This is a genomic window from Flavobacterium frigidarium DSM 17623 (assembly GCF_000425505.1).
Taxonomy (GTDB): Bacteria; Bacteroidota; Bacteroidia; order Flavobacteriales; family Flavobacteriaceae; genus Flavobacterium; species Flavobacterium frigidarium.
In genome coordinates, this window is record NZ_AUDO01000019.1 from 1 (window position 1) to 25,515 (window position 25,515).

Consider the following 25,515-nt stretch of genomic DNA (forward strand, 5'->3'; position numbering starts at 1 on the left):
AGGCAAAAAGATTAGATAATCTAAACAGGAAAAAATCAATTTTCCTAACTCCTCTGAATTGACTTCTAAAAGCTTTAATTTTAGCATTAAAGGATTCAGCTGAAGCATTTGTGCTTTGATTATCAAAGTAATTTAGTATTGATTGGTAATTAACCGTTATCGTATTGAGAACAATATTGAAGTTCTTAAATCCAGATTCTTCTACTTTTCTGTACCAATGCGCTAATTTCAACATCGCTACAGTTTTATCATTGTTGTAGATACCTCGTAGTTGCTGGGATAAAATATAAGCTTTCTTTACATCAGGGTATAATTCAAATTATAGATGTGCTCTTTCTTGTTGGTTATTAGTCCACTTTTCTCTAGATTTATACAGTATATATCGACTTCTGGCTAATAATTGTTTTACAGTATCTCCATTGTTTAAAAGTTGGGGAGTATGTACTCTGTTTTCTGATTTAGCTTGTAGTATGGCGTGATTCTCTCTGTCCATTGCTTCCCATCGGTACTTGATTCTAATTTCTTGTAAAGCTTCTAATGCTAATTTCTGTTCATGAAAACGATCTGTTACTTGTATAGCTTTTGGAAAACATTTTTTAGCTATCAACTTCATGGAATTAGCCATATCAAGAGTGATTTCTATAACTGCCTGTCTTTTTTTAGAGTCAATTTTACTGACTTGTTCTATCACTTGTTCTGTCTTAGTTCCACTAACAATTGCCACTTACCAACGAACCTTTTTTGCCCTTAGCCTTTTTACTGGTGACAATAAAGTATAGGTCGGCTTAAGATATGGATACTTCGTCAATAGCTAAATAAGTTTCCATGTTTTGGGGATATTTAATCCATTGGCGTGCATGCTCTCTAGGTTTCTGAGCACTAAAAATTAAGATGTTATTTTATCGTCTTTGAAGTTTTTACCATTAACGCCATAGAAACCTCCAATTACAAGTTATCTAAGATGTATATTATCCATTAATTTCTTATTAATAAAAGTTGCAAATTATTGAGTGCTATATGTTCCTTTGACCAGAATGCTACTCCGGATAGCTAACGGTAAAGTGATTATTTATCATTTAATCTGTTATTCAAGCGACTATGTTTAAATCTTGAAGGGACGATCAAACGTTAAGTGATAGATCTTAAATTACTTTATCAAACTCGAAAACTACAGACGATTATTAATATTTTGAAATCGTCTCAACTTGTTCTAATATGTTAACTTTTTATTAAAAATTTTATATTGCACAAAATTTAACGTAAGGTATAACTGTAATAAATCATTTTTCATTGTAGTTAGTCGATAAAGTATGCTGATTTTTGCATTATATTTTTATTTTAAAAATGTTATCTGTAATCTTTGAGTAAAAATTAAGATAATTTTTAAAAATTATTCCCAAACAATAATTTAACCTCAAATGTATTATGAAAAAAATTACTCTATTGACAATCCTAGCTATCGCTGCTTCTGCAAGTAGCGCTTTTGCTCAAACCGTAGTAAGTGGAGCTGCTACAGCAACTGCGACTATTATCACACCTATTGCCATTACAAAAGTTGTCGATATGAACTTTGGTGATATTTCGACAAATGGAACTGACGGAACTGTTACTTTAGATTATGCAAGTGGAAGAGTGGCAACAGGTGGAGCTTCCTTTTCAACTGCTTCTCCAGGAACAATTGCTTCTGCTAAATTTACAGTTACTGGTAAGGCTGGTTATGCCTATTCTATAAGCATACCAACAGCAATTACTCTGACACACACTAATACAACTAGTGTAATGCAAGTAACAAATATCGGCAACAGTATAGGTGCTGCTGGAACGCTGACGGGAGGTACACAAGATATCTTCGTAGGTGGTAAATTAAATTTAGTGGGATCTCAACTAGCAGGAGTATATACAAATACAGCTGACTTGAAGGTTACTGTTAACTATAATTAAAAATCCTTTTGTTAAGCTTTAACCCAAATACCACAATGTGTTGTGTATTTGGGTTTTTCTTGCTTTAATGTAACCAGTATGTAAATTGTAATTGCAATGAATACAGAAATCAAGGTTCTCACTTTATCTCCGCAACTTTTGCGTACCGCCTTTTTATTAATTTTTTGCCTCTTATTTGGACATTCATTGTTAGCTCAGGGAAACCTAGTGATACACCCTAAACGAATCTTATTTGATGGTAAAAAAAAGACAGAAAAATTAGTACTTTCTAATACTGGAAAAGACAGTGCAGTGTATAACATTTCGTTCATAGAATATAAGATGAAGGAGGACGGGGAACTACTGCCTATAGAGAAGGAAGAGGAAAATTTACATTTTGCTTCGCCTTATGTGCGTCTTTACCCTCGCATTGTTAAATTGGGACCCAATGAATCGCAAATTTTAAAAGTACAGCTGTATAACACAGAGAATATTGCCGATGGGGAATATCGATCACACTTATATTTTAGAGCTGAGCAAGAAAAAACGGCATTAGGTACGGCAACTAAAGCTAATGAGTCTTTGGTTTCTGTGAAACTTGAGGCCATTTTTGGGATTTCTATAGCATGTATCATACGTAAAGGAGAGGATAAAACGTATTTATCGATTTCTGAAATTTCTTATTCAAAAAGCAAAGACCAAGAGAATTTCCTTGCTTTTAAATTAAATAGGACTGGTAATATGTCTGCTTATGGTGATTTTGTAATTACTTACATAACCCCAAATGGCAGGCTGTACGAAGTAGGTTCTGTTAAAGGTATTGGACTATATCTTCCAGGGACCGTACGTAATATGAAAGTTACACTTAATACACTAAGTAATGTAAATTTTAGAGGAGGTTCGTTTAAAGTTGTATTTACTGAGAATGAGAGCAAAAAAATTCTTGCAGAAGCTGATTTGAATTTGTAAAGCAAACTTGCGATAAGTGATTTGCATTGCCGATCAGTAAACCGGACTGAATAATGATAAAGATAAAAAGTAATCAATACCGATTTTTGCATTTGCTATTACTGGCAATGTTTTTTCTTTTTATAAATAATTCAAATGCACAGCCGGGATTACCACAACGTGAAATTACAGTAGTACCTACACAACCTATCGACTTTGGTACATTTTATGTAACTAGTGCGGGTTCCATCAAAGTAGACTTTCAGGGAAATGTAACTACAACTGGTGGAGTTATATCTGTTAATACTAGCTCTGTGACTCCTGCGATATTTGAAATTAAGCTGTGTCAAGGTAGGACTGTTACACTGAGCAATGTGTACTCTGTATATATTAACGGTAGTAATGGTGGTCAATTAGAGCTAGTAATTGGTGAAGCTAAGAGAGATGGCTTGGGCGACATATTGAAAAATGGCAGTTCATTTGCAGTGGATACAAACTGTACATTTACAACAATACTTCGAGCAGGAGGTACTCTTATTGTACCGGCTAATGCTGTACCAGGAATTTATGTCGGGAGTTTTCCTATGACTTTTACCCAACAATAATGGCCGGAATAAAAATAAATATTTTCAAAACTGAAGTCAGTCAGCGTGCTGAAAAAATCTGCATGAGGCTGTTTTTGTTGCTTATTTTTATGGTTTTTGCAGTTGGTCATGCTGCAGAGAATCCGATAAACAAAGTTATAAAGCTAGATCCTATAATGTCAATTGACGAAATACCAGTAGAAATTTTTATTAAGGGATATGGGCGGATAGAGGCGGATGTTCTTATCACGGATAGGAACAGAATTTATATTGATGTCAACGATTTGTTTGATAAATTAGGGATTTTGTGCGTACGAACAAATGATAAATTCACTGGTTTCATTGAAAATGAGAATAGACCTTATGTAATTGATTTCGAAGAAAAACAAATCACAATTGACCAAAATACAATTCGCTCGCCAAATGGATTTACTAAAGAATCAGCTGCAATATTCGTAGAATCAACAGTGCTTAACGAAGCATTTGGTTTTAATATGATTTTCAATTACCGCTCTTTATCTATTGTAATGGATGCAAATTTTGAGTTACCGTTAGTAAAAAAGACTAGATTAGAGAAAATAAGACAAAATGTATCGTTGTTGCAGACACAAAATGAAGTGAAATCTGACACTATTATTGGTAGAAACTATCACTTATTAAAAGGATTGGCTATTGATTGGGGAGTTAATTTGAGCCAAATAGGGGGGCAAAAGTCATTCAATAATTACGCTCTTGGTTTAGGTACAGAGTTATTATATGGTGAAGCTAAAGTAGGTTTTGCATATTATGATCAAGTTAAGTTTGATCGTAGACAACTTTACTACAACTGGCGATGGATCGATAATGAGAGTAAAATCATAAAGCAGGCTCAAGTTGGTAAAGTTCCAGCACAAAGTATTTCATTTTTGGGTGCGCCTTTAGTAGGAGCAACTATTACTAATTCACCTAATACAATTAGAAAAGCAAAAGGCTCTTATATTATTAGAGATTATACTGAACCTAACTGGACGGTAGAGCTTTATTTAAACGATGTTCTTATAAATTATACGGCATCTGATGCTTCTGGGTTGTATATTTTTGAGGTCCCAATTATATATGGTTATACTACACTAAAATTAAAGTTTTATGGGTTATTAGGCGAAGAGCGCGTAGAAGAGCGTACCATGAATACTCCATATACTTTTATGCCTGAAAATGTTATGGAGTACAACGTAACAGGCGGTGTATTAGAAGATGATAGAGGGAGTCAGTTTGGTAGAGGAGAATTCAATTATGGTGTAACTAAATCGCTAACTGTAGGTGGAGGAATAGAGTATTTATCATCTATAATTGATCAGCCAGCCATTCCATTTGCAAATGTGGCCTATCAACCATTTACTAAAATGGTTCTTAAAATGAAATATGCTAATGGTGTAAGTTATGGCGGGTTGTTAAATTATTACTTTGGACAAAGCACATTTTTAGAGGTTGATTATATTAATTATGTGGAAGGTCAGAGAGCTACTTTGAATATAACTAATGAAGAACTCAGAGTCCAGTTGACTTTACCATTTAAAAGTTCGAAAATCTCAGGGAGTACACAGTTTAATTTTATGCAATATGGCTACGATACTTTTAATTTCAATCAGTTTAATGCTGTTTTTTCTGGTCGCTATAAAAATTATTCATCTAATGTTTCATTGTCTTCTAACTGGATTACCGATAAGGATCCATTCATAAGCACCACTGTTGTTTTTGCACATCGCCTGAGAAATGGATTCACAATTCGGCCTTCATTTCAATACAATGTGAGTGATTCTAATATGATACGTTTTAGAGCAGATCTTGAAAAACGTTTGGCGAAGATGTCTTTTTCGGCTTCTTATGAACGCAATGTACAGTTCTCAACAGACAACTTATTTTTCAATCTTAAATACGATTTGCCTTATGCTCGTACAAATGTATCAGCTACCTATGCAAATAACAATATGAATTTAGCTCAAGGTGCTCAGGGAAGTTTGACTTTTGGAGGCAATAATGGTTATGTTAATAAGGGGAATAATTCGGCGTTAGGTAAAGGAGGTATTTTGCTATACCCCTATTTAGATCTTAATCAAAATGGAAAACGTGATGATGGGGAAAAAATAGTTTTGCTAAATAACGTGAGAATATCTGGAGCTAAAGCAGTTATTAGTCAGAAAGATTCTATTATAAGAATTTCTGATTTAAATGCTTTCGTAAAATATAACATAGAATTTTCAGATGCCGAATTGGAAAATATTTCATGGAAATTTAAAAATCATAGTTACCAAATTTTAGTAGATCCTAATCAGTACAAGAAAGTAGAAGTGCCTATTGTCGTTATGGGCGAAATAGGTGGTACGGTATTTATGAATAAAGCCAATCAGTCAAAAGGGTTGGGTCGAATCTCAGTACAGATATTTAATTCAGTGGGTAAAAAAGTTGCTGAAGTATTAAGCGAGTCAGATGGATATTTCAATTATTTAGGACTAAAACCAGGGAAGTACACCGTTCTCCCTGATGCAAAACAACTGAATAATCTAGATTATCAATCTAGTCCTAAGTCACACGAAATAGCTATCGATATAACTGAAGACGGGACAGTCCTAGAAGGATTGGATTTTTATATTACAAGTAGAGAGAAAAGTCTATCCTCCACTTTTAATATAGCGAAACCTGTTGATAAAGTAGTAGAGGAAAATTCGCTAAGTAATAAAACGGTAGCACCATTTGAGCAAAATGTAGAAAGCGACAAAATTTATTTTACAGTGAAAGTTGGCGACTATAAAGATCATAATCTGCCTAAAAAGTTAGAGAATCTGGATACAGTTTTTTACGAAGATGGGGGTGATGGTACTGTTCAATATTATTATGGGCTATTTGATACTAAAGAGAGAGCTGTTATTGCAAAAAACATCTTAGTTTTTAGAGGGATTTTCAATACATCAATAGTAGAGTACCAAGATGGGAAGGTAATTCTGAATGCTGAATCTAATGATAAAAAGCAAAATGATTTCAGCAATATTGCCAATCCCATTTTAGGAGAAAAGCAGACTACGACCAGAAAAAATATTTCCTTCGGAAGGATTTTCGATAATAAAGAAGCTTTTTTTAGCATACAAATAGGAACTTTCAAAAACTACGTGCCTTCGAGCCGTCTTGAAGAGTTTCAACCTGTCTACTATGAATTAATAGAAGGTGATCTAATAAGATATGTTTCAGGAAAATTTGAAACATTTAACGAGGCAAAAAAAATGAAATTTAAAATAACTAGTAAAGGGATCCAAGATGCTTTTATTGTGAAGTATGTAGAGGGTGTTAGGTATAGCTTGCCTAAAAAATAGTACTCACTTTATATGATCAAAAGTTTATTTTAAAATGATATTTTTTATTCTCAAAAAAATACGATTTTGAAAACAAAATTACTTTACATATTAACCTTATTTTTAAGCTCATATTACGTGCTGGCGCAAATTGCTCCAACACAGAATATTGTGTGTCAAAATGAAGAGGTAACCTATAGCTATGCAACGGCTTATGATACGTATAAATGGACAGTGGTTGGAGGAACTCCTACTAGCACCACTTCGTCAACGATAAATGTCACCTGGGGATATGGAAACAGAGGTACCCTAACATTTGAAGGGTTTATCGGTGGTGCTTCTCAAGGTGTTGTATCGAAAAGAATTTATATTGACCAAAAAGCAGCTTTTACGGCCACATCAAATCCAACCATTGTAGCGGGACAAACAACCAATATTGGGTTGACTTTTGCTAACAAATCCATTAAATTAAATGGGACAACCGACTATGTTGGAATTTCAAACTCGAGTTTAATCAATCTTGCTACTACAGATTACCGCACAGTAATGTTATGGTTTAAGGCCAACGATGTAACAACTCGTCAGGTTTTGTATAACGAAGGTGGTGCAACTAATGGACTTTCGATGTATATTGAAGGTGGAAAAGTGTATTGCTTACCGTGGGAAAGTAATACACCTTGGAACGCACCTAGTGCCAATATTGTTACAGGACAGTGGTATCATGTTGCCTTTGTATTTGATCAAAATGCAACTGATGGTTACCATTTTAAAGGGTATTTGAACGGGACACTTATTGGTGCTTATAATGAAGGGACAAAAGCGAGCAACGGTATCAATGCCCATTCTGGCGCTGTAGCGATTGGATCCAATTCTAATATTCGTTTTCAAAACAATACGACGAGCTCAAATAATTATTTTAATGGAAGGATAGACGGTTTTAAATTGTGGAACCGATCCTTGTTGCAATCTGAGGTTATTATCGAAAAAGACCACGTACTAAATGCACCCGTGGTTGATGCCGATTTGGATGTATATATCAATTTTGATAATTCGGTTTTAGATCTGTCAAGTACCGTAAGTGCTGAGGACGGTGCCCTTTATGGTAGTCCAACCTATGATGATGACGTTCCGTTGAATCCTACAATAGTTTGGAGTCCGGGAGGTGCAAATACGGCTACTATTGCTGTGAATCCAACAACGAATACAAGTTACACCTATACACTTACCGAAAAACTGTCTAATGTTTGTTCGCAAACGGGGAGCATTGATGTTTTTGTAACGATTCCAAACGATAAGGATGGGGATGGTGTGGGAGATATTTTTGATTTGGATGCAGATAATGATGGTATCTTAAACGCGATTGAAAACAATTGTACTCCTACTGCGGGTTATGATGGCTATTGGTCATTGGACAACATGACTACTGATTTGTCTGGAAATAATTATAATGCACAATCGGGCAGCTCTGTTTCATTTTCCACAGATAGTAAAAAGGGAACGCATTCGGCATCTTTCAACGGAACTTCTAATTATTTGCAGTACAGTAATGGTACTTTTTTGAACCAAGCAATCACTAATTTTTCGTATTCTATTTGGATTAAACCAAGTTCACTTTCGGGTATTCAAACCATTTTTGAAGAAGGAGGAACGGTTAATGGTGTTGCTGTTCGTTTAAACGGTGCAACATTAGAGGCAGCAGTGCGCGAAGGTGGCGATGCAACGCAGAAAAATACGGCTACATTCACGTATCCGGGTGATGGCTTATGGCATCATGTAGCGCTTACCTATAGCAATGGAAACGTGATTTTGTATCTCGATGGAGTTGCTTCAACCACCTTGGCTACAGGATTTGGTGATTTAGCAGCACATTCGGATGCACAACATATTGGGTATTCAAACGGAGGTGCTTTTGGTGCTTCTTCAGCAAATTATTTTGGGGGATTGATGGATGATATAGTGCATTATCCTTCGGTTTTATCTGGTAGTGAGATCAGTAAAATAGTGTTAGGATGTGACAATGACAATGATGGAATTCCGAATCATTTAGATACCGACAGTGACAACGATGGCTGTTTTGATGCTAATGAAGCCTACGGCTCGCTAGTGGACACCAACAATGACGGAACTTATGGCGGGATAACAGGTTCTCCACAAGTAGATGCTTTTGGTAAAGTTTTAAGTGCAAGTTATGCCACTCCATTGACCACTTCTGGTGGAAAAAGTACCTATACTCAAGGAATTAGTGTCAATGTGACCACGGTTCCTGTAAATAAAACAGCCTGTGAGGGGCAAAATGTAACTTTTTCAGCCACGGCAACAACAGCTACTTTGACCACTATTCCAGCAACAACAGCCAACACGACTGTTAGTTACCAATGGCAGGTAAGTACTAATAACGGAAGTACCTATGTTGATTTATCGGGTCAATCGGGAACTGTAGCAAGTGGAACATCGGTAGGGCTTACGCTCACGGGTGTAACCGCTATCATGACCGGGAATCGCTATCGAGTAAAATTCACAAACGAAGCTAATATCATTGGAGCGACTGCAACGGCTACTTTAACGGTGAATCCTATTCCTACCATTACACAAACTACAAATGCATCTAGTTGTGGAATAGGAAGTGTGGTTTTGAGTGCGACTGCTTCGGCAGGGACCATAAATTGGTATGCTGCAGCTACAGGTGGAAGTTCTTTGGGAACGGGTACGAGTTTCACAACTCCCGTATTATCAACAACAACTTCGTATTGGGTTGATGCTACAAATACGAGTTGTACCACAGTAACGCGAACTCAAGTAACGGCAATAATTAGTACTGGTAATGTTGAAGTTGCTGCAAGTACCGGAACAATTTTTGGATGCTATTCGACAGTAAAAGAAGCTTTTGATAAAATTAATGATGGGACACATCAAGGAGTAATTACCATTAAAATAAGAGGGAATACAACTGAAACAGCTACGGCTACTTTGAATAATTCTGAAAACGGATCTTCTTTGTATTCTTCGGTTTTACTTTATCCTACGGCACCAAATTTAAAAATAGAAGGAAGTGTTGCGGGACAATTAATCAATTTGAATGGGGCAGACAATGTAATTATTGATGGTAGAGTAAACCAGCTAGGAAGTACAAGTTTGTCATTTTCGAATACAAACAGTAGTGGTAGTGTTATTCAATTTATAAATGATGCCACTTCAAATACAATCAGATATTGCAATGTACAAGGAACAACTTCATCTGCAGCAAGTGGTCTAATCGTTTTTGGGTCAGGTGACGCTGTGGGGAACGATAATAATACGATTGAATATTGCGACATACGTGATGGGGCAACTACTCCTACTAATGCAATTTATTCTGCAGGATCTTCTGTGAGTGCAGACAACAGTACAAACGTCGTAAGTAATTGTACGATTTATAATTATTTTAATGCTGCGACTTCTTCAAACGGAATTTATTTGGCTTCGAATAGTTCGGCTTGGACAATTTCGAACAATAAATTTTATCAAACAGCCACTCGTACTACGACAACTACAGGTTTAACGCACCGTGCTATTTATATTCTTACAGCTTCTGGAATAAATTATACTGTAAATAATAATGTCATCGGGTATAATAGTGCATCTGCAACAGGTCTTACCACTTACGCAGGCCAATCAACCTTATACAGAGGGATTGAAATGACAGTGGGAACAGCGACAGTATCAAATGTACAAGGAAACACTGTTAGTAATATCAATTTTTCGACAACTATTGGTACGGCTACTACTGCAGGTATTTTTTCGGGTATCTCAGTACTGGCAGGAAATGTAAACATGGGTACTACAACTGGAAACATTGTTGGAGCCACTACAGGTACTGATGTTATTCAGGTTTCTAGTACTACTTCTTTAGGATTAATAAACGGAATATATGTTTCGTCAGTAGGAACTGTAGCGATCAGTAATAACAATATAGGAGGTTTCAGTACAAATGGTGGCACTACCATTGGTTATACGTTTAACGGAATCTATACTTTAGGAGTGGGTGGAAATTTTTCTATAGCTAATAATACTATTGGAAGTAAAACGACAGCAAATTCAATCACGATTGGTGATGCGGGGACTTTGGGGGCAGTGTGTACCTTTCGAGGAATATTTAATAGTGGGTCAGGTTTAATTTCGATTACTACTAACACGATTCAAAACACAACGGTTTATGGAACAAGTACTTCAGTTTATTACGGAATTATAAATACTGCAGGATCAAATAGTGTCGATATAACAGAAAACGCGGTGATCTCGGGAACCAATACCGGTACAAATTCAAGCACTGCCATAACGTATTATCCTATTTATAATTCGGCTGCAGTTTCTACTTTAAGTATTAACAACAATATTATAAGGAATCATTCAAGAACTGCTACTGGAGGTTATTTTACAGCAATAGCAAATGTTGGCGCTGTTTTGACGAATATAAATATTAACGGAAATCAATTAGGAAATGCGAGTGGTGGATTAATTACTTATTCGGCAGCAAATACAGTCGCGTTATTCGGGATAAATAATACAGGTGGTGCTGCGAGTTCTGAACTTTCGATTCAGAATAATGATATAAGAGGTGTTAATTATACCGGAGCATCAGCATCAAATGCCAATACTTATATCAGTAATACTGCAGCTACCTTAAAACAAAACATTAGCAACAATACTTTTACTAATCTTAATGTAAACACTACAGGGACAATTACATTCATTTCGAACAATGTAACTATGCCTGCAAACGGTGTTCAGAATATTGATAATAACAGTATTGTTACTGGTTTTGTTCGAAATTCAGCTGCTGGTTTCGGAGCAATAACATTGTTTACAAGTACGGCAACTACCAATAATACGGGTGTAGTAGTAACAAATAATAATAATAACTTTTCGAACATTACCCAAGGTGGAACATCATCTATCAACGGTTGGGTAAATCAGGATGCAGGAACCGGTAATGTAGACAAAACAATTTATAATAATAAATTTGAAAATTGGATAAGTGGTTCAGGAGCAGTAACAGCGCTGAATGTAAATGTTGTTAGTGAAACGAATAAAACCTATAGCAATAGTATTCAGAACATAAGTGGTACGGGTTCTTTGACTGGGATCACTACAGCAGTGGGAAGTGATAAAATTTATCAAAACACTATAAACAACTTGAGTTCTTCGGGAGGGATATTAACTAGCATTACCGGTATAAATAGTACTGGCGGAATTACAAAAAACATTTATCAAAATACGATTTCTAATTTAGTAGGAAGTGCATTAACAACCGGATCTGTACGTGGAATTTTAATTTCTGGTGGGACAACTGTAAATGTATATGAAAATAAAGTTTTCAGTTTATCTGCAGGTGCTAATACTACAGGGACAATCAGTGGAATCTGGGTTACCGGAGGATCTGCGGTAAATTTAGACCGAAATAAAATTTATGATTTATCCTCTTCCAGTACTGCGGTTTCAACAGGTGTGGTGTATGGTATTCAAGTTTCGGGTAATACGGCTTCCTTGATAACTAATGTTACAAATAATGTGATAGGAGATTTGAGAGTAAGTGCAGCTAGTGGAACAGACTTGATTCGTGGACTGGGTTTTATCTCGACTGGTACGACTTCGACGACCAATGTCTATTACAATACAGTCTATTTAAATGCAGCAGCTTCGAGCGGGACTAACTCGGGCTCATCGGGTATTTATCATACAACAAGTACAACTGCTACTACCGCGACATTGAATCTTCGAAATAATATTATCATTAATAATTCCACTCCAAAAGGAACAGGAACAACGGTAGCTTTTAGACGAAGCTTAGGTAGTGCAAGTGCATTAAACAATTATGCAACGACCTCAAAAAACAATTTGTTTTATGCTGGAACACCAAGCTCAACCTATTTAATTTATAGTGATGGAACGAGTACGGCACAAACTTTTACACAATACAAGGCCGGAAGTTTTACTGCTGGAACTATCGCGCCACGTGATCAAGTTTCGGTAAGTGAAAATTTAAATTTTATTAGCACAGCAGGTTCCAATGCGAATTATTTAAAAGTAAACACCAGTATCGCTACGCAAATAGAAAGTGGAGCGGTAAATATTGCTGATTATACAGTAGATTATTTAGGTACTACACGTCAAGGAAATCCAGGGTATACAGGGGCGAGTACCTCAGCGCCAGATATGGGTGCCTATGAAAATGATTATGTAGCGATTGATGCTTCGGCTCCTTCGATAACATATACCGCTTTAACCAACAATAGCTGTTTGAGTAACAAAACTATTTCGGCTATTATCTCAGATGCAACTGGAGTAAATGTCACTACTGGCACGAGACCTAGAATTTATTTTAAGAAATTGACTAATAGCAATGTTTTGCCGGCTACAAATACAAGTAGTACAGATGGTTGGAAATACATTGAAACAACAAGTACTGCAAGTCCGTTTGATTTTTCCATTAACTATAGTTTACTTTTTGGTGGGGCCACGACCAATGATGTGATTCAGTATTTTATCACTGCCCAAGACATTGTAACACCGTCGCCTTATGTGGGTATCAATACAGGTACCTACGCGGCTGCGCCTACAAGTGTAGCGTTGACATCTGCTGCTTTTCCTATCGGGGGTACCATTAACAATTTTACAATTTTGGCGGGACTAAGCGGGACTGTAACTGTGGGAACTGGCGGAACTTATCCAACACTAACGGGTACTGGTGGTTTGTTTGCCGAGTTAAATTCCAAAGGACTTTCTGCTAACTTGACAGCCAATATTATTAGCGATATTGTAGAGCCTGGAACAAATGCATTGAATCAATTGAATTATGGTTGTACCGATTTTAGTACGCTGACCATCTCTCCAAGTGGAGGAGCAGCTAGAACAATTTCTGGTACAGTAGCAGGAGGCGCCTTACTTAATTTTAATGGGGCAGATTACGTTGTTGTTGACGGTTTGAACAGTGGCGGAAATTCTTTAACCATTTCGAATGCGAGCACAGCGAGTACGGCAGGTACGAGTACTATCCGTTTTATAAATGATGCAACAAATAATACAGTGCGCAATTGTACTATCGAAGGAGCATCAACATTAGCTTCCACTGCTACGATACTGTTCTCAACAGCTGCATCGGTAGGTAATGTTAATAATTCGATTGTCAGCAATACGATCAAAGCAGTTGGAACTAACTTGCCTACCAATGCGATTTATTCTGCGGGAAGTTCCGTATTGATTGACAATAGCGAAATTACGATCAGCAATAATACCATTCAGGATTATTACAATGCTGCTTTGGCTTCAAACGGAATTTTAATTGCTTCCAATAGTTCTGCTTGGACCATTTCGGGAAATAAGTTTTTTCAAACAGCAACTCGTACTGCGACCACATCAAATACGCATAGAGGTATCAATATTATAACTGCGTCGGGAGTTGATTATTCGATACTAAACAATACTATAGGATATGCTACTGCGACAGCTACAGGAACTACAACCTACGCCGGTGCAGTAGGTAATCGTTTTTTTGGTATCGAAATGAATGTTGGAACGCTATCTACTTCTAGTGTTCAAGGAAATAAAATTGCAGGAATTAATTTATCATATACTGCTTCTCCAGCTATCACAGCAGCTCCTGGAATTTTTAGCGGAATATCAGTATTAGGAGGAAAGCTAGATATCGGTACTACAACCGGAAATACAATTGGTGCGACTACAGGAAATGGTTCCATCACATTGACATCAAGTATTACGGCTAATTATCTTTCAGGTATTTATTGTACCTCAACGAGTACGGTGAATATAAAAAATAATACTATTGGTTCCATTAGTACTACTGGAGCTTTAGGGATTGGGTATACTTTTCACGGTATCAATACCGTTGGAGGTGGGCAATTTTCAGTGGCAGACAATACTATTGGAAGTGCGAGTACGGCAAATTCGATTGCCATAGGAACTTTAGGAACGACCACAACAGGGGTTTGTACTTTGAACGGAATCTACAATCTAGCCACAGGAGGAATCACGATTAGTGGCAATACGATTCAAAATGTTTCATCTTACGGTACGTCGGCATCTGTTTTAAATGGAATTTTAAATAGTGGAGCTTCTGGAATAGTATCAATTACTAATAATTCTATAATTGCAGCGACTAATACAGGTACAGGAGTACTTAGTGGTATATCAAATACTGCAATCGCTACAACGGTAGCGATTACGGCAAATAAAATTAGAAATTTTACTAAGTCGGTAGCGACTGGGGCAGTTACAGCAATTTCGAATAGTGGGGCTGTTTTGTCTCAAATCAGTATTGAAAACAACCAATTAGGAAATACTACAGGTGGTTTAATCACGTATTCTGTTGCCAATTCAGCTACTTTATTAGGAATCAGTAACACAGCTGGTTCTGCAAACTGTGCTTTATCCATTCAAAATAATGATATAAGAGGAATTACGTATGCAGTTGCGGGTACGAATGCCAACACCTATATTATCAATTCGGCTACTACTCTGTCTCAAACGATTAGCGGAAACACTTTTACAGCACTAAATGTCAACACTACTGGAGGAATTATTTTTATCTCCAACAGTGTGATCATGCCTGCAAACGGAATCCAAAATGTAAACAGTAACAGTATTGCGACCTCATTTACACGTACGGCAGCAAGTGGAGCAATTACCTTGTTCAACAGTATCGCCTCCACAAACAATAGTAATGTCGTTGTAAATAATAACAACAATAATTTTTCGAATATCGCGATAAATGGAGCGGCGACGATCGCGGGTTGGGTAAATACCGATGCCGGAACAGGTTTGGTTACCAAAACAATTTCAGGCAATACATTTGAAAATTGGAATGCAGGAACAGGAACGGTGATCGCAATGAACGTTAATATTACCAGTACCGCCAATGCAACGACAAACAATACTATTCGAAACAATACTAGTGCGGGATCGATTTACGGAATTACAACAGGAGCAGGAAATGACAAAATTTATTCGAATAACATTTATTCTTTAGTTTCTACAGGAACTGTGGCTACGATTGTAAACGGTATTGCTATCACTAGCGGAACTGAAAAAAATATCTATCAAAACACCATTTACGGTCTTCAAGCGAATAATATCACAACAGGAAGCGTCAGCGGAATTGGAGTTTCGGGCGGTTCTAGTACTACAATTTATCAAAATAAAATATATGATATTTCGTCATCAGCTTCAGGTCTTACAACTGGTACGGTAAACGGAATATTGGTTTCGGGAACAGCCGCTGATCAAGTTGCAACAATATATAACAACCGAATTGCTGCAATAACTGCCCCAGCTGCAAACGTAACGGACAATGTGCGAGGAATAAGCATGACCAATACCGGTGTTAGATCGACAACTAATGTATATTTTAATAGTATTTATCTAAATGCGACATCTACTGGAACTAATTTTGGTTCTAGTGCAGTGTTTCATGCAGCGAATACGACTGCGAGTACGGGTACATTAAATTTAAGAAATAATATTGTTGTAAATCTTTCTACAGCCAATGGTTCTGGATTGACGGTTGCTTTTAGACAAAGTTCAGGAACCTCTTTAAGGCTGAATAATTATAGTTCGTTGTCTAATAATAATTTATTTTACGGTGGAGTTCCAAGTGCAACTAATTTGATTTATTCTAATGGTACGAACTCTGCCCAAGATATAACAGCTTATAAGGCAGGTACATTTACAGCGGGTACAATTGCTCCTCGTGATCAACTTTCAGTATCCGAAAATCCACAGTTTATAAGTACAGTAGGATCTAGTGTTGATTTTCTAAAAATAAGCAACAACGATATCACTTTTATCGAAAGTGGTGCTGTGAATATTTCGGGAATAACTGCGGATTTTGAAGGTCAAATCAGAGCAGGGAACAGCGGTTATGCAGTGCAAACAAATGGGGCGGGATCTGCGCCAGATATAGGGGCTGATGAATTTGATGGAAAATTGCCAAATGTCATAGTTTCAAACGCTAATGCTTTAAGTAACGGAAGTTATAGTAAGGTCTCTGGCGCTTTTGCGGCCATTAATAGCTATGATCAAACAGGCAAAGATGTAGTAGTGACGCTAATTGGTAGTACTACCGAAGATGTTACAGCGACACTTAATCAAGGAGCCTGGACTAGCTTGAAAATGTATCCTACTAAAACAGGCTTGTACGTTTCTGGAACTATTGCAGCCGCACCTTTAATCAGTTTGAACGGTGCCGATAATGTTACTCTCGATGGACGTGTGAACCAAACGGGGTCAACAAAAAGTTTGAGTATCGTCAACACAAGTACGTCAAATAGTGCAGGTACCGCAACAATTCGTTTGAGTAATTCAGCCGAATCAAATACCTTAAAATATCTAAATATCAACGGATCATCTAGTAGTGCTATAAACGGATTGATTGAATTTGCTACCTCAACCACAGGGAACGGTAATGACAACACTGTTATAGAATACAATGCGATAAGCAATTCTGCAGGAAACCGACCTATAAATGCAATCTATTCCCTTGGTACTGCAGGCAAGGAAAACAGTTCAAATATCATACGATACAATACTATTTTTGATTTTGTCAATAATAATAGTTCTTCAAACGGAATCAATTTGGCTGCAAACTCATCCGATTGGTCTATTTCGAACAACAGTTTTTATGAAACGAATACTATGGTCCCTACAACGGGCTCTTATGTGTACACTGCTATCCTTATTGATGATGTAAACGGAAATAATTTTACAATTTCTAGTAATTATATTGGTGGTAAAGCAGCAGTAAACGGTGGTGGTGCGTGGACAGTAAACGCCAATACCAATCATAGTTTTAGAGGAATTTATCTAAATGTTGGTGCTGTTACAGCAAGTTCAATTCAGTCAAATTCGATTCAGAATTTCAATTACACCAGTTCAAGTGCAACTCCTTGGCGCGGAATAGAAGTAAATGCAGGTACTGTTAATATTGGTACGACAACGGGTAATGTTATTGGTTCGGCAACAGGAACAGGATCCATTACTTTGACAACAAATACTAATGCGGATTCCTATGGAATTTATATAGGAAGTGACAACACGGTGTCTATTTCGAAAAATAATATTGGCTCTATTTCAATTTATGGAAGCAGTACAACGGCTGCACATAGTTTTACTGGAATTTACAAAAAATCGGGCGTTGCAGGAACAATCAATATTACGCAGAATGTTATTGGAAGCACAGGTACATCAAGCAGTATCGCAACGCTTTCGACAGCTTCAACAGCATCTGTGGGGCAAAATTTGATAGGGGTGTATTTGCAATCTACCGGAAATCATACGCTTACAAGTAATACGATTGTCAATTTGATCAATGCCTACACAGGTACGCAAGTATCTAGAACAGTGGGTGTGTATACTACTGCAGGAACAGCAACCTTGGTGAAAAACAGTATTCATGATTTGTTTAGCACCGCATTGGGTACCACTACGGGCACGGTTTCTGGGGTGGAGATGACTGGAACGGCGGCAGTAAATACGGTAACAGAAACGGTTATCTACAACTTGTCAAATACAAATGCCGCTTTTACGGGCTACATTACGGGTATTTCTTTTTCGGGAAGTACAGGGGCGAATTTAGTGAATCGAAATTTTATTCGAAATCTATCCGTTAGTTCTAGTGCTGCAAATGCGAGTATTTATGGTATTCGAATTGGGCAAGGAACGGCAACTTTTGCTAATAATATTGTCACACTAGGCGGTAATACCGCGACAACCATTTACGGTATTTACAGCAGTGGAACAAGTGGCAGTAGCTCAAGTCTTTACTTTAATACCGTTTACATCAATGGGTCGTTAGGTAGTGGAATTGCAAATAAATCGTATGCTTTTTATGAAGCAGCAGGGGGTACAGTACGAGATTTTAGAAATAATATTTTTTCGAATTTTAGAACCACTTCAGCTGGCACAAATGCACATTATGCAGTGTTTTTGAACTATAGCGGTGCAAGTAATTTAACGCTAGATTACAATATCTATTGGGCATCTGGTACGGGTGGTGTGATAGGGAATTACAACGGAAGCAATGTTACATCGTTACCAATAGTTAGTGGTCAAGACGCAAATAGTAGTATTAGCATTCCAGGTTTTTCTAATGCAGGAGGTTTAACAGCTGCCGATTATAAAGTAAATTCTTCAACCGTTGGAGTAGCAGGTACAGGTATAATTCTTGATTATGCGCAAACTGCTCGTGGGATTCCGCCAAATATTGGAGCTTGGGAGTTCAATACCAACAGTTGGGTAGGGAACATAAATACCGATTTTAATACTGCTGGTAACTGGTCTGCAGGTTCGGTTCCGCTAGAAGAAGCATCGATTGTTTTTGCTGTTTCTCCCATTAGAGACTGTGTGTTGGATCAAGATCGAATAGTCGGAAGTATAGTAAATGGACCGGCTACGTACAAATTTGTAGTAAACGGTAAGGCTTTAACGCTTCGTGGCGATTTGTATCTCACCAACGGTGGACAAATCGATGCTACTGTTGCAGGGTCGACTGTGATTTTTGAAAGTGACGAACTGCAAACTATTTCAAGTGGAGCCTTTGTGTCGAATACGATTCCGAATCTTACCATCAATAATGTAGTGGGGGTGACTTCAAATAGTGACCTTACTATTACTGGCATTTTAAATTTATTAAGCGCCAATCCATCAGATGTAAAAGGAACTTTTGACACAGGAACAAAAATCATTACAATGGGCGAAGACGCTATAACTATTGGTGATGGTGATTTAACGGGTATTGTTCAAAGAAATAGTTTTTCTGCAAATAAGGACTATAGTTTTAACGGTAAAAACATGGTAGTTTTCTTTGAAAATACGGGAACGTTGCCAACATCCGTGAGTGTGAAATTGTCTATTGTTGCAAATCCATCTTGGAAAACAAGTGGAGTGAAAAGAATGTATGCGCTAATTCAAACAGGAGCTGTGGGAAGCAGTCCAACTGCAGCGACAATCAAGGCAGGTTACTTGGACTCTGAGTTAAATAATAACGACGAAAGTAAATTGGTGTATTTCTCTTATCGAAATCCACCTGGAACTTTATTTGAACATGGTCGTGCTAGCATTAATACAACTGAAAACTGGGTGAAATTGTCCAATATTAATATGGCATTTTTCCCATCTACTTTCGGTACTTTGGAGCTTGGATTAAGTGCAAACGAGATCGAAACCCTAACTTGGAACGGATCTGTGAGTACCTCCTGGACTACCGTGAATAACTGGACTCCAAATGGAGCTCCGTCAGATTTTGTGAATATCATTATACCCGACGCAGCTACAACGACGTTTGATCCTATTGTACCCATCGCAACAACCATCAGAGCAATTGAATTACAAAGCGGTAGTATCCTGAATGCGGTTGCGAATGCTCAAATGACATTAATAGATGGCGCTGATGTATGGGTGAATGAAGGAGGAGTTTTTAATCCAAATACAAGTACGATTCTCTTTAAAAGTGATACTGCAGATATTTCTGGAGCAACTAGCTTTTATAATGTAACTGTTGATACAGATGCCAATTTATTGATGAAAACCGGAAGTACAATGCGTATCGCTGGTGCCATGAATAATAATGGTGTTTGGCGTCCGGCTTGGGATGGGAATGTAACCACGGTAGAGTACAATGGCGCTAATCAAAATGTCGTCATTCCGTATGCTGCTACAAATCGTTATTCAAGCTTGATTTTAAGCGGAAGCGGTACAAAAACATTACCCTCAACAAACCTATCTATTTTAGGAAATTTAACTTTGGCAGGAACAGTTAGTGTCACTACTCCAAACAGTATGGTGATTGTAGGGGATTTGTCACTAGGGGCCAACACAACCTTTGACGCTGGGGCCAATACGCATACAGTTGGAGGAAACTTTACTCACAGTGGGATACTCAATACTATAGGGAGTACGTTTGTAATGAATGGTTTGACTGCTGCTCAAAGTATATCTGGTACAGCGGTTACGACGGCTTTTAATAACTTGGTGGTTTTAAATACTTTTGGTGTAACGGTTAGTAAAGACGTGACGGTTAACGGAACTTTAGATTTGCAAAGTGATAATCCAACTGCTATTTTAGGTAGTTTGGATATGGGAATAAATACGCTGTCATTGGCTGCTACGGCTACAAATACGGGGATAGGAGATGTTACCGGAATTGTAAAACGTGCACATACCTTTGTAACGGGTCAGACTTATACTTTTGGGAATAGTAAAACTTTGATGATTTTTGGATCAACAGGTACAAAGGCATCACAAGTAAGTGTGAAAACTAAAATTGGTACTGCGCCAACATGGAAGACCACTGCTGTTAAAAGGGTTTATGACTTAGCACAAGTGGGCGCAAATAACAACTTCGCTACCATACAGTTAAATTATTTAGATTCAGAACTTAATGGTGCTGATGAATCACAATTAGTATTTTTTGGAGCAATAGGATTACCAACACCTACAGTAGTGGAGTATGGATACAACTCAAAAGATGAGTCTAATAACAGTATTGACTTAATAAATGTTAGTGTAGGTGCAAGGCCATCAGCTTTTGGTCAAACAGAAATCGCTTTGTCATCCTCTGAAAATCCAAATATTACTTGGAATGGTTCGCAATCTACAGATTGGAATAATCCTTTTAACTGGAGTCCAAATAGTTATCCTAATAAGTTTACTAGAATGACCATTCCTAATGCAACTACAACAACCTATGATCCAATATTACCTGCATTGGCCGAGTCTCATCAATTGATTATTCAAAATGCGGGTATCTTAAATGCTGGTCCAACATCAGAATTGTATTTCTACAATGAAAATGCTGAGGTCGTGTGGCAAAATTCTGGTGGTATATTTAATGCAGGTACGAGTACGGTTGTTTTTACTGATCTTGATTTAAAAATTAGTGGTGCTACTAATTTTAATAGTGTAATAATTAATACTGGAGCTAGTTTAACTCCTCAGGCAAATAGCACTATTGGTATTGGAGGAACATTATCAAATAATGGAATTCTAGATGCAACGTCATTTTTAAATACAATCAATTATAACGGGGCTACGCAAACTGTAATTTATGCAAATGGAACGATTCCAGGGTATTATAATTTGAGTTTAAGTGGTACAGATGTTAAAACAATGCCTAACCAAGTTATGAATGTTTTAGGAGATGTAACTACTTCTGGTATGGCTAGCATTACTGCAAATAATGTCCTGGATATTGCAGGAAGTTTATCAATAGGCTCAGGTTCCTTATTTAATATGGGTTTATTTGATCATGAAATAGGAGGAAACTTTGTTAATAATGGATCATTTACGACTCAAACAGGAACAACTATTTTATTAAACGGCACCGCATTACAAACGATCTCGGGTGCAAGTTTGACCTCTTTTAAGAATCTTTCGATAAATAATAGTGCTGGAGTAAATAGCAGCATGGACCTAACTGTAGAAGGCAATTTAAATTTGGTTACAGCAAATCCTACAGCTGTTAGGGGTGCTTTAAACATGACTGGAACAACGAGCTTAAATATGGGCGCACTTGCAGCAACTATTGGTATGGGTGATGTAAGTGGAATTGTACGCAGAGAACATGTCTTCAATAACGGACAAGACTATGATTTTGGTAATCCGTACACGACAATCAATTTCTTAAACGTAACAGGAAGTACAAAACCTACTTGGGTTAGTAGCAAAATTGTATTGGGTACAGCTCCTTCATGGAGATCTAGTGCAATCAATAGATATTACAGTTTTGCTCAGTCTGGCGGAAACGACAGAATGATCGTGAAACTACATTATTTAGACAGCGAATTACACGGAACAGAAACAGATGAAACACAGCTTGTCTATTGGGATGGGTACGATCCAAATTTGGCTGTAAATAATTTTGTTAAATCCTTTCCGCGAAATCAAAATGGGAACGAGGCAACCAACAACTGGCTTCAGTTAACAGGTCCTGCTATCGACTTTTTGGCGACGTCAACATCTTTAGATGTGAAACAATGGAGTTTAAGTTATTCGAATGTAACGGTGCATACTTGGACAGGGAATGGTTCTGCCTCCTACGATGGGGATTGGAGTTTACCAGGAAACTGGAATGGTGGAGTACCTAATATAGATGATGCAGTTTTGATTCCTAACCCATCAAATTTACCATCGGATAATAATGGGGATTTGGCTCCTTACCGTAATGTGTTACCATTGATTGCTCCCGCAACGGCAAAAACTTTAGAAATTGCTGCTGGGGCTACTCTTGTAGTAAGTGACTATGACATTGCGGTTGCCGGAAATACAAATGCGTGGGTCAATAATGGTGGGTTCACCGCAGGTACAGCTACTGTATCTTTTTCTGGAGCAACGGCAACAATTTCAGGCACTACTAATTTTAATAATTTAACTGTCAATTCAGACAGTACACTTACACCTCAAACAGGAACTATAACTAGAGTTGCAAATGCAGTGACCAATAATGGCTTACTCAATGTGTCTGCCTTCTCAAATACTTTTGAATACAATGGTATGAATCAAACGGTCATCAACCCGCTTGCAGGAACTGGAGGGTATCATAATTTAATCTTTAGTAATAGTGGTACCAAAACGATGTTGCCAACATCAGGTGGTGCGGCTTTGAAAATTAATGGATTCTTCACTATCAGCGGAACAGCGGTTTCAACTACTGTCAATCCGTTAGCGATTAAAGGTGATTTTACCATAGACCCCACGGCTAGTTTTACAACTGGAGCATTTACACATCAAGTGGGAGGGAACTTCATCAGTAACGGAAGCTTTACGGCATCAACTGGTAGTACGTTAGAAATGAATGGATCAGCTTCTCAAAGTATTGGAGGTTTAGCAACGCCATTATTGCTAAATAGCTTAACTATTTCTAATACGGGTGGTACCGTTACTACTGCAAGAGATTTAACGGCTAGCAGTAATTTTACCAATTCAGGTATTCTTGATATGAGTAATTTTATATTGTCAGTTGGCAATACCATTAACAATTCAGGAACTTTACTTACTGCTGTTCCAGCTGTTAAGAGTCTTTATCCTATTCCTGCAGGCAAAGAATGGGGTGGAACTGTTGTATATAATGTTGATGCCGCTCAAAATGCAGTAGCTGGAAGCTTTACAAATCTTACCATTAACAACGGAGTAGGGGTTACAATTAGTAATGCGGCTCAAATAGGAATATCAGGAACATTATTGATCAATAGTAATAAGAAGTTAATTGTGGATGCAGCCAACACATTAACGGTCTCAGGCACAATTACCAATAATGGCGGTACAGCAGGTTTAATTTTGGAATCAAATAGTTCGGGAAATGCCTCGCTAATTCACAATTCAAATAATGTACCCGCAACCGTAAAAAGATATATTAGTGGTGTTAAAGAAGCCTGGCATTTTATAGCCTCACCAGTTTCTAATCAAACCATTTCAGGAACCGATTGGACACCAACAGGTACTTACGGTAACGGTACGGGCTATGATTTATATTTATGGAACGAACCAACGCCTTGTTGGACTTACTTGTTAAATACGACGGCTGCACCTACTTGGCCATCCTTACATCCGTCGGCTAATTTTGTAACAGCTAGAGGGTATTTGTATTCAACTCAAGCAGTCAACCCTACCAAAGAATTTGCAGGCTTACTTAATAATGGTACTATAACGTATCCGTTAACCAATAGTAGTCCAGATTTGACAGTGAAAGGGTTTAACTTAATAGGGAATCCGTACCCCTCTACAATTGACTGGAAGGCAACTACAGGTTGGACTCGATCAGCTTTGGTTACTGCTGCAGGCGGTTATGATATGTATATTTGGAATCCTGCCGCCAATAATTATGGTGTATTTAATTCTAATGGAACCACTGGGACTAACAGTGTTACGCAATACATCGCACCGACACAAGGATTTTTTGTACGTGCAAGTACAGCAGGTTCAATTACGATGGGGAATGCGGTGAGAGTAAATACTGGTGCAAACAACTGGATGAGAGTTCAAGCAGAAAAAGAAAATCGTTTAAAAGTTAAGATTGAAGCAAAAGACGGTACTGGATTTGATGAGGTTTTATTACAATTTGGAGCACAAACTAATGAGTCAGGAGCTATGAAGTTGTTTAGTAGAACGCCAACAGCACCATCAGCATACTTGACTGTTTCGGATAAGGACTTATCAGTACGATACCTAACTGATGTTGTTGCAAATCCTACCGTTTCATTAAATTTCAAAGCGGGAATAGATGGGAATTATGCGGTTAGTGTTGATAGTAAAGCAGCCAACTTTCCTTATTTATTACTAGAAGATAAAAAAACAAAAACGATAACTGATTTAAATATAAAGTCAACTTATGAATTTAAAGCTTCGGTTAAGGACGCGACCGATAGATTTATAATTCATTTTACACCTATAAACGTCACACCAGAAGTTACACCGCCAGCTACAATAGAAACAGTTAAGTTAGCGGCACTTATTTACTATGACGGAATTAATATCAACGTAGATTTAAGTTCGATCGATGACATGACAGATGTTAGGATTTTTGATATTTCAGGAAGAATGTTGATCAACAAAAAAGTAGAAGGAAAAATGATCCATCCATTTTCAATGAGAATAAAAAATGAAGTATATATTGTTGTAGTAAGCAGTGCCGGACGATCAGTTAGTAGGAAAGTTTTAGTCTACTAGTTATAATTATTTAAGAACCCTATTCTGAT

At 37.4% G+C, this 25,515-nt stretch carries 5 protein-coding genes and 1 pseudogene; 5 read left to right on the forward strand and 1 reads right to left on the reverse strand.

Translation table 11 applies throughout. The features are described from left to right. Positions 1-724, reverse strand: a pseudogene (locus H603_RS17330) (ISAon1 family transposase); the annotation flags it as partial. A gap of 701 nt (positions 725-1,425) precedes the next feature. Here H603_RS17330 and H603_RS0111140 point away from each other — a divergent pair. The 5 genes from H603_RS0111140 to H603_RS16730 all read left to right on the forward strand — a co-directional run bounded on the left by H603_RS0111140 (position 1,426) and on the right by H603_RS16730 (position 25,486). Further along, positions 1,426-1,941: a DUF4402 domain-containing protein gene (locus H603_RS0111140; protein ID WP_026708680.1), complete on the forward strand. Its 516-nt coding sequence runs from the start codon at positions 1,426-1,428 to the stop codon at positions 1,939-1,941. Between the two features lie 96 nt (positions 1,942-2,037). After that, the gene (locus tag H603_RS0111145) at positions 2,038-2,889 is read left to right on the forward strand and encodes a fimbrial biogenesis chaperone (RefSeq protein WP_051219278.1); all 852 of its coding nucleotides are present in this window, start codon (positions 2,038-2,040) and stop codon (positions 2,887-2,889) included. A gap of 53 nt (positions 2,890-2,942) precedes the next feature. Beyond that, positions 2,943-3,473 (forward strand): DUF4402 domain-containing protein, encoded by a 531-nt coding sequence (locus H603_RS0111150; protein WP_026708682.1) that lies wholly within the window; start codon positions 2,943-2,945, stop codon positions 3,471-3,473. A gap of 62 nt (positions 3,474-3,535) precedes the next feature. Then, a complete protein-coding gene (locus H603_RS16725) occupies positions 3,536-6,796 on the forward strand; it encodes a hypothetical protein (RefSeq protein WP_157510432.1) in 3,261 nt (1,086 codons plus the stop codon). 66 nt (positions 6,797-6,862) lie between these two features. Continuing rightward, positions 6,863-25,486: an Ig-like domain-containing protein gene (locus tag H603_RS16730; protein WP_157510433.1), complete on the forward strand. Its 18,624-nt coding sequence runs from the start codon at positions 6,863-6,865 to the stop codon at positions 25,484-25,486. Positions 25,487-25,515 lie beyond the last annotated feature (29 nt).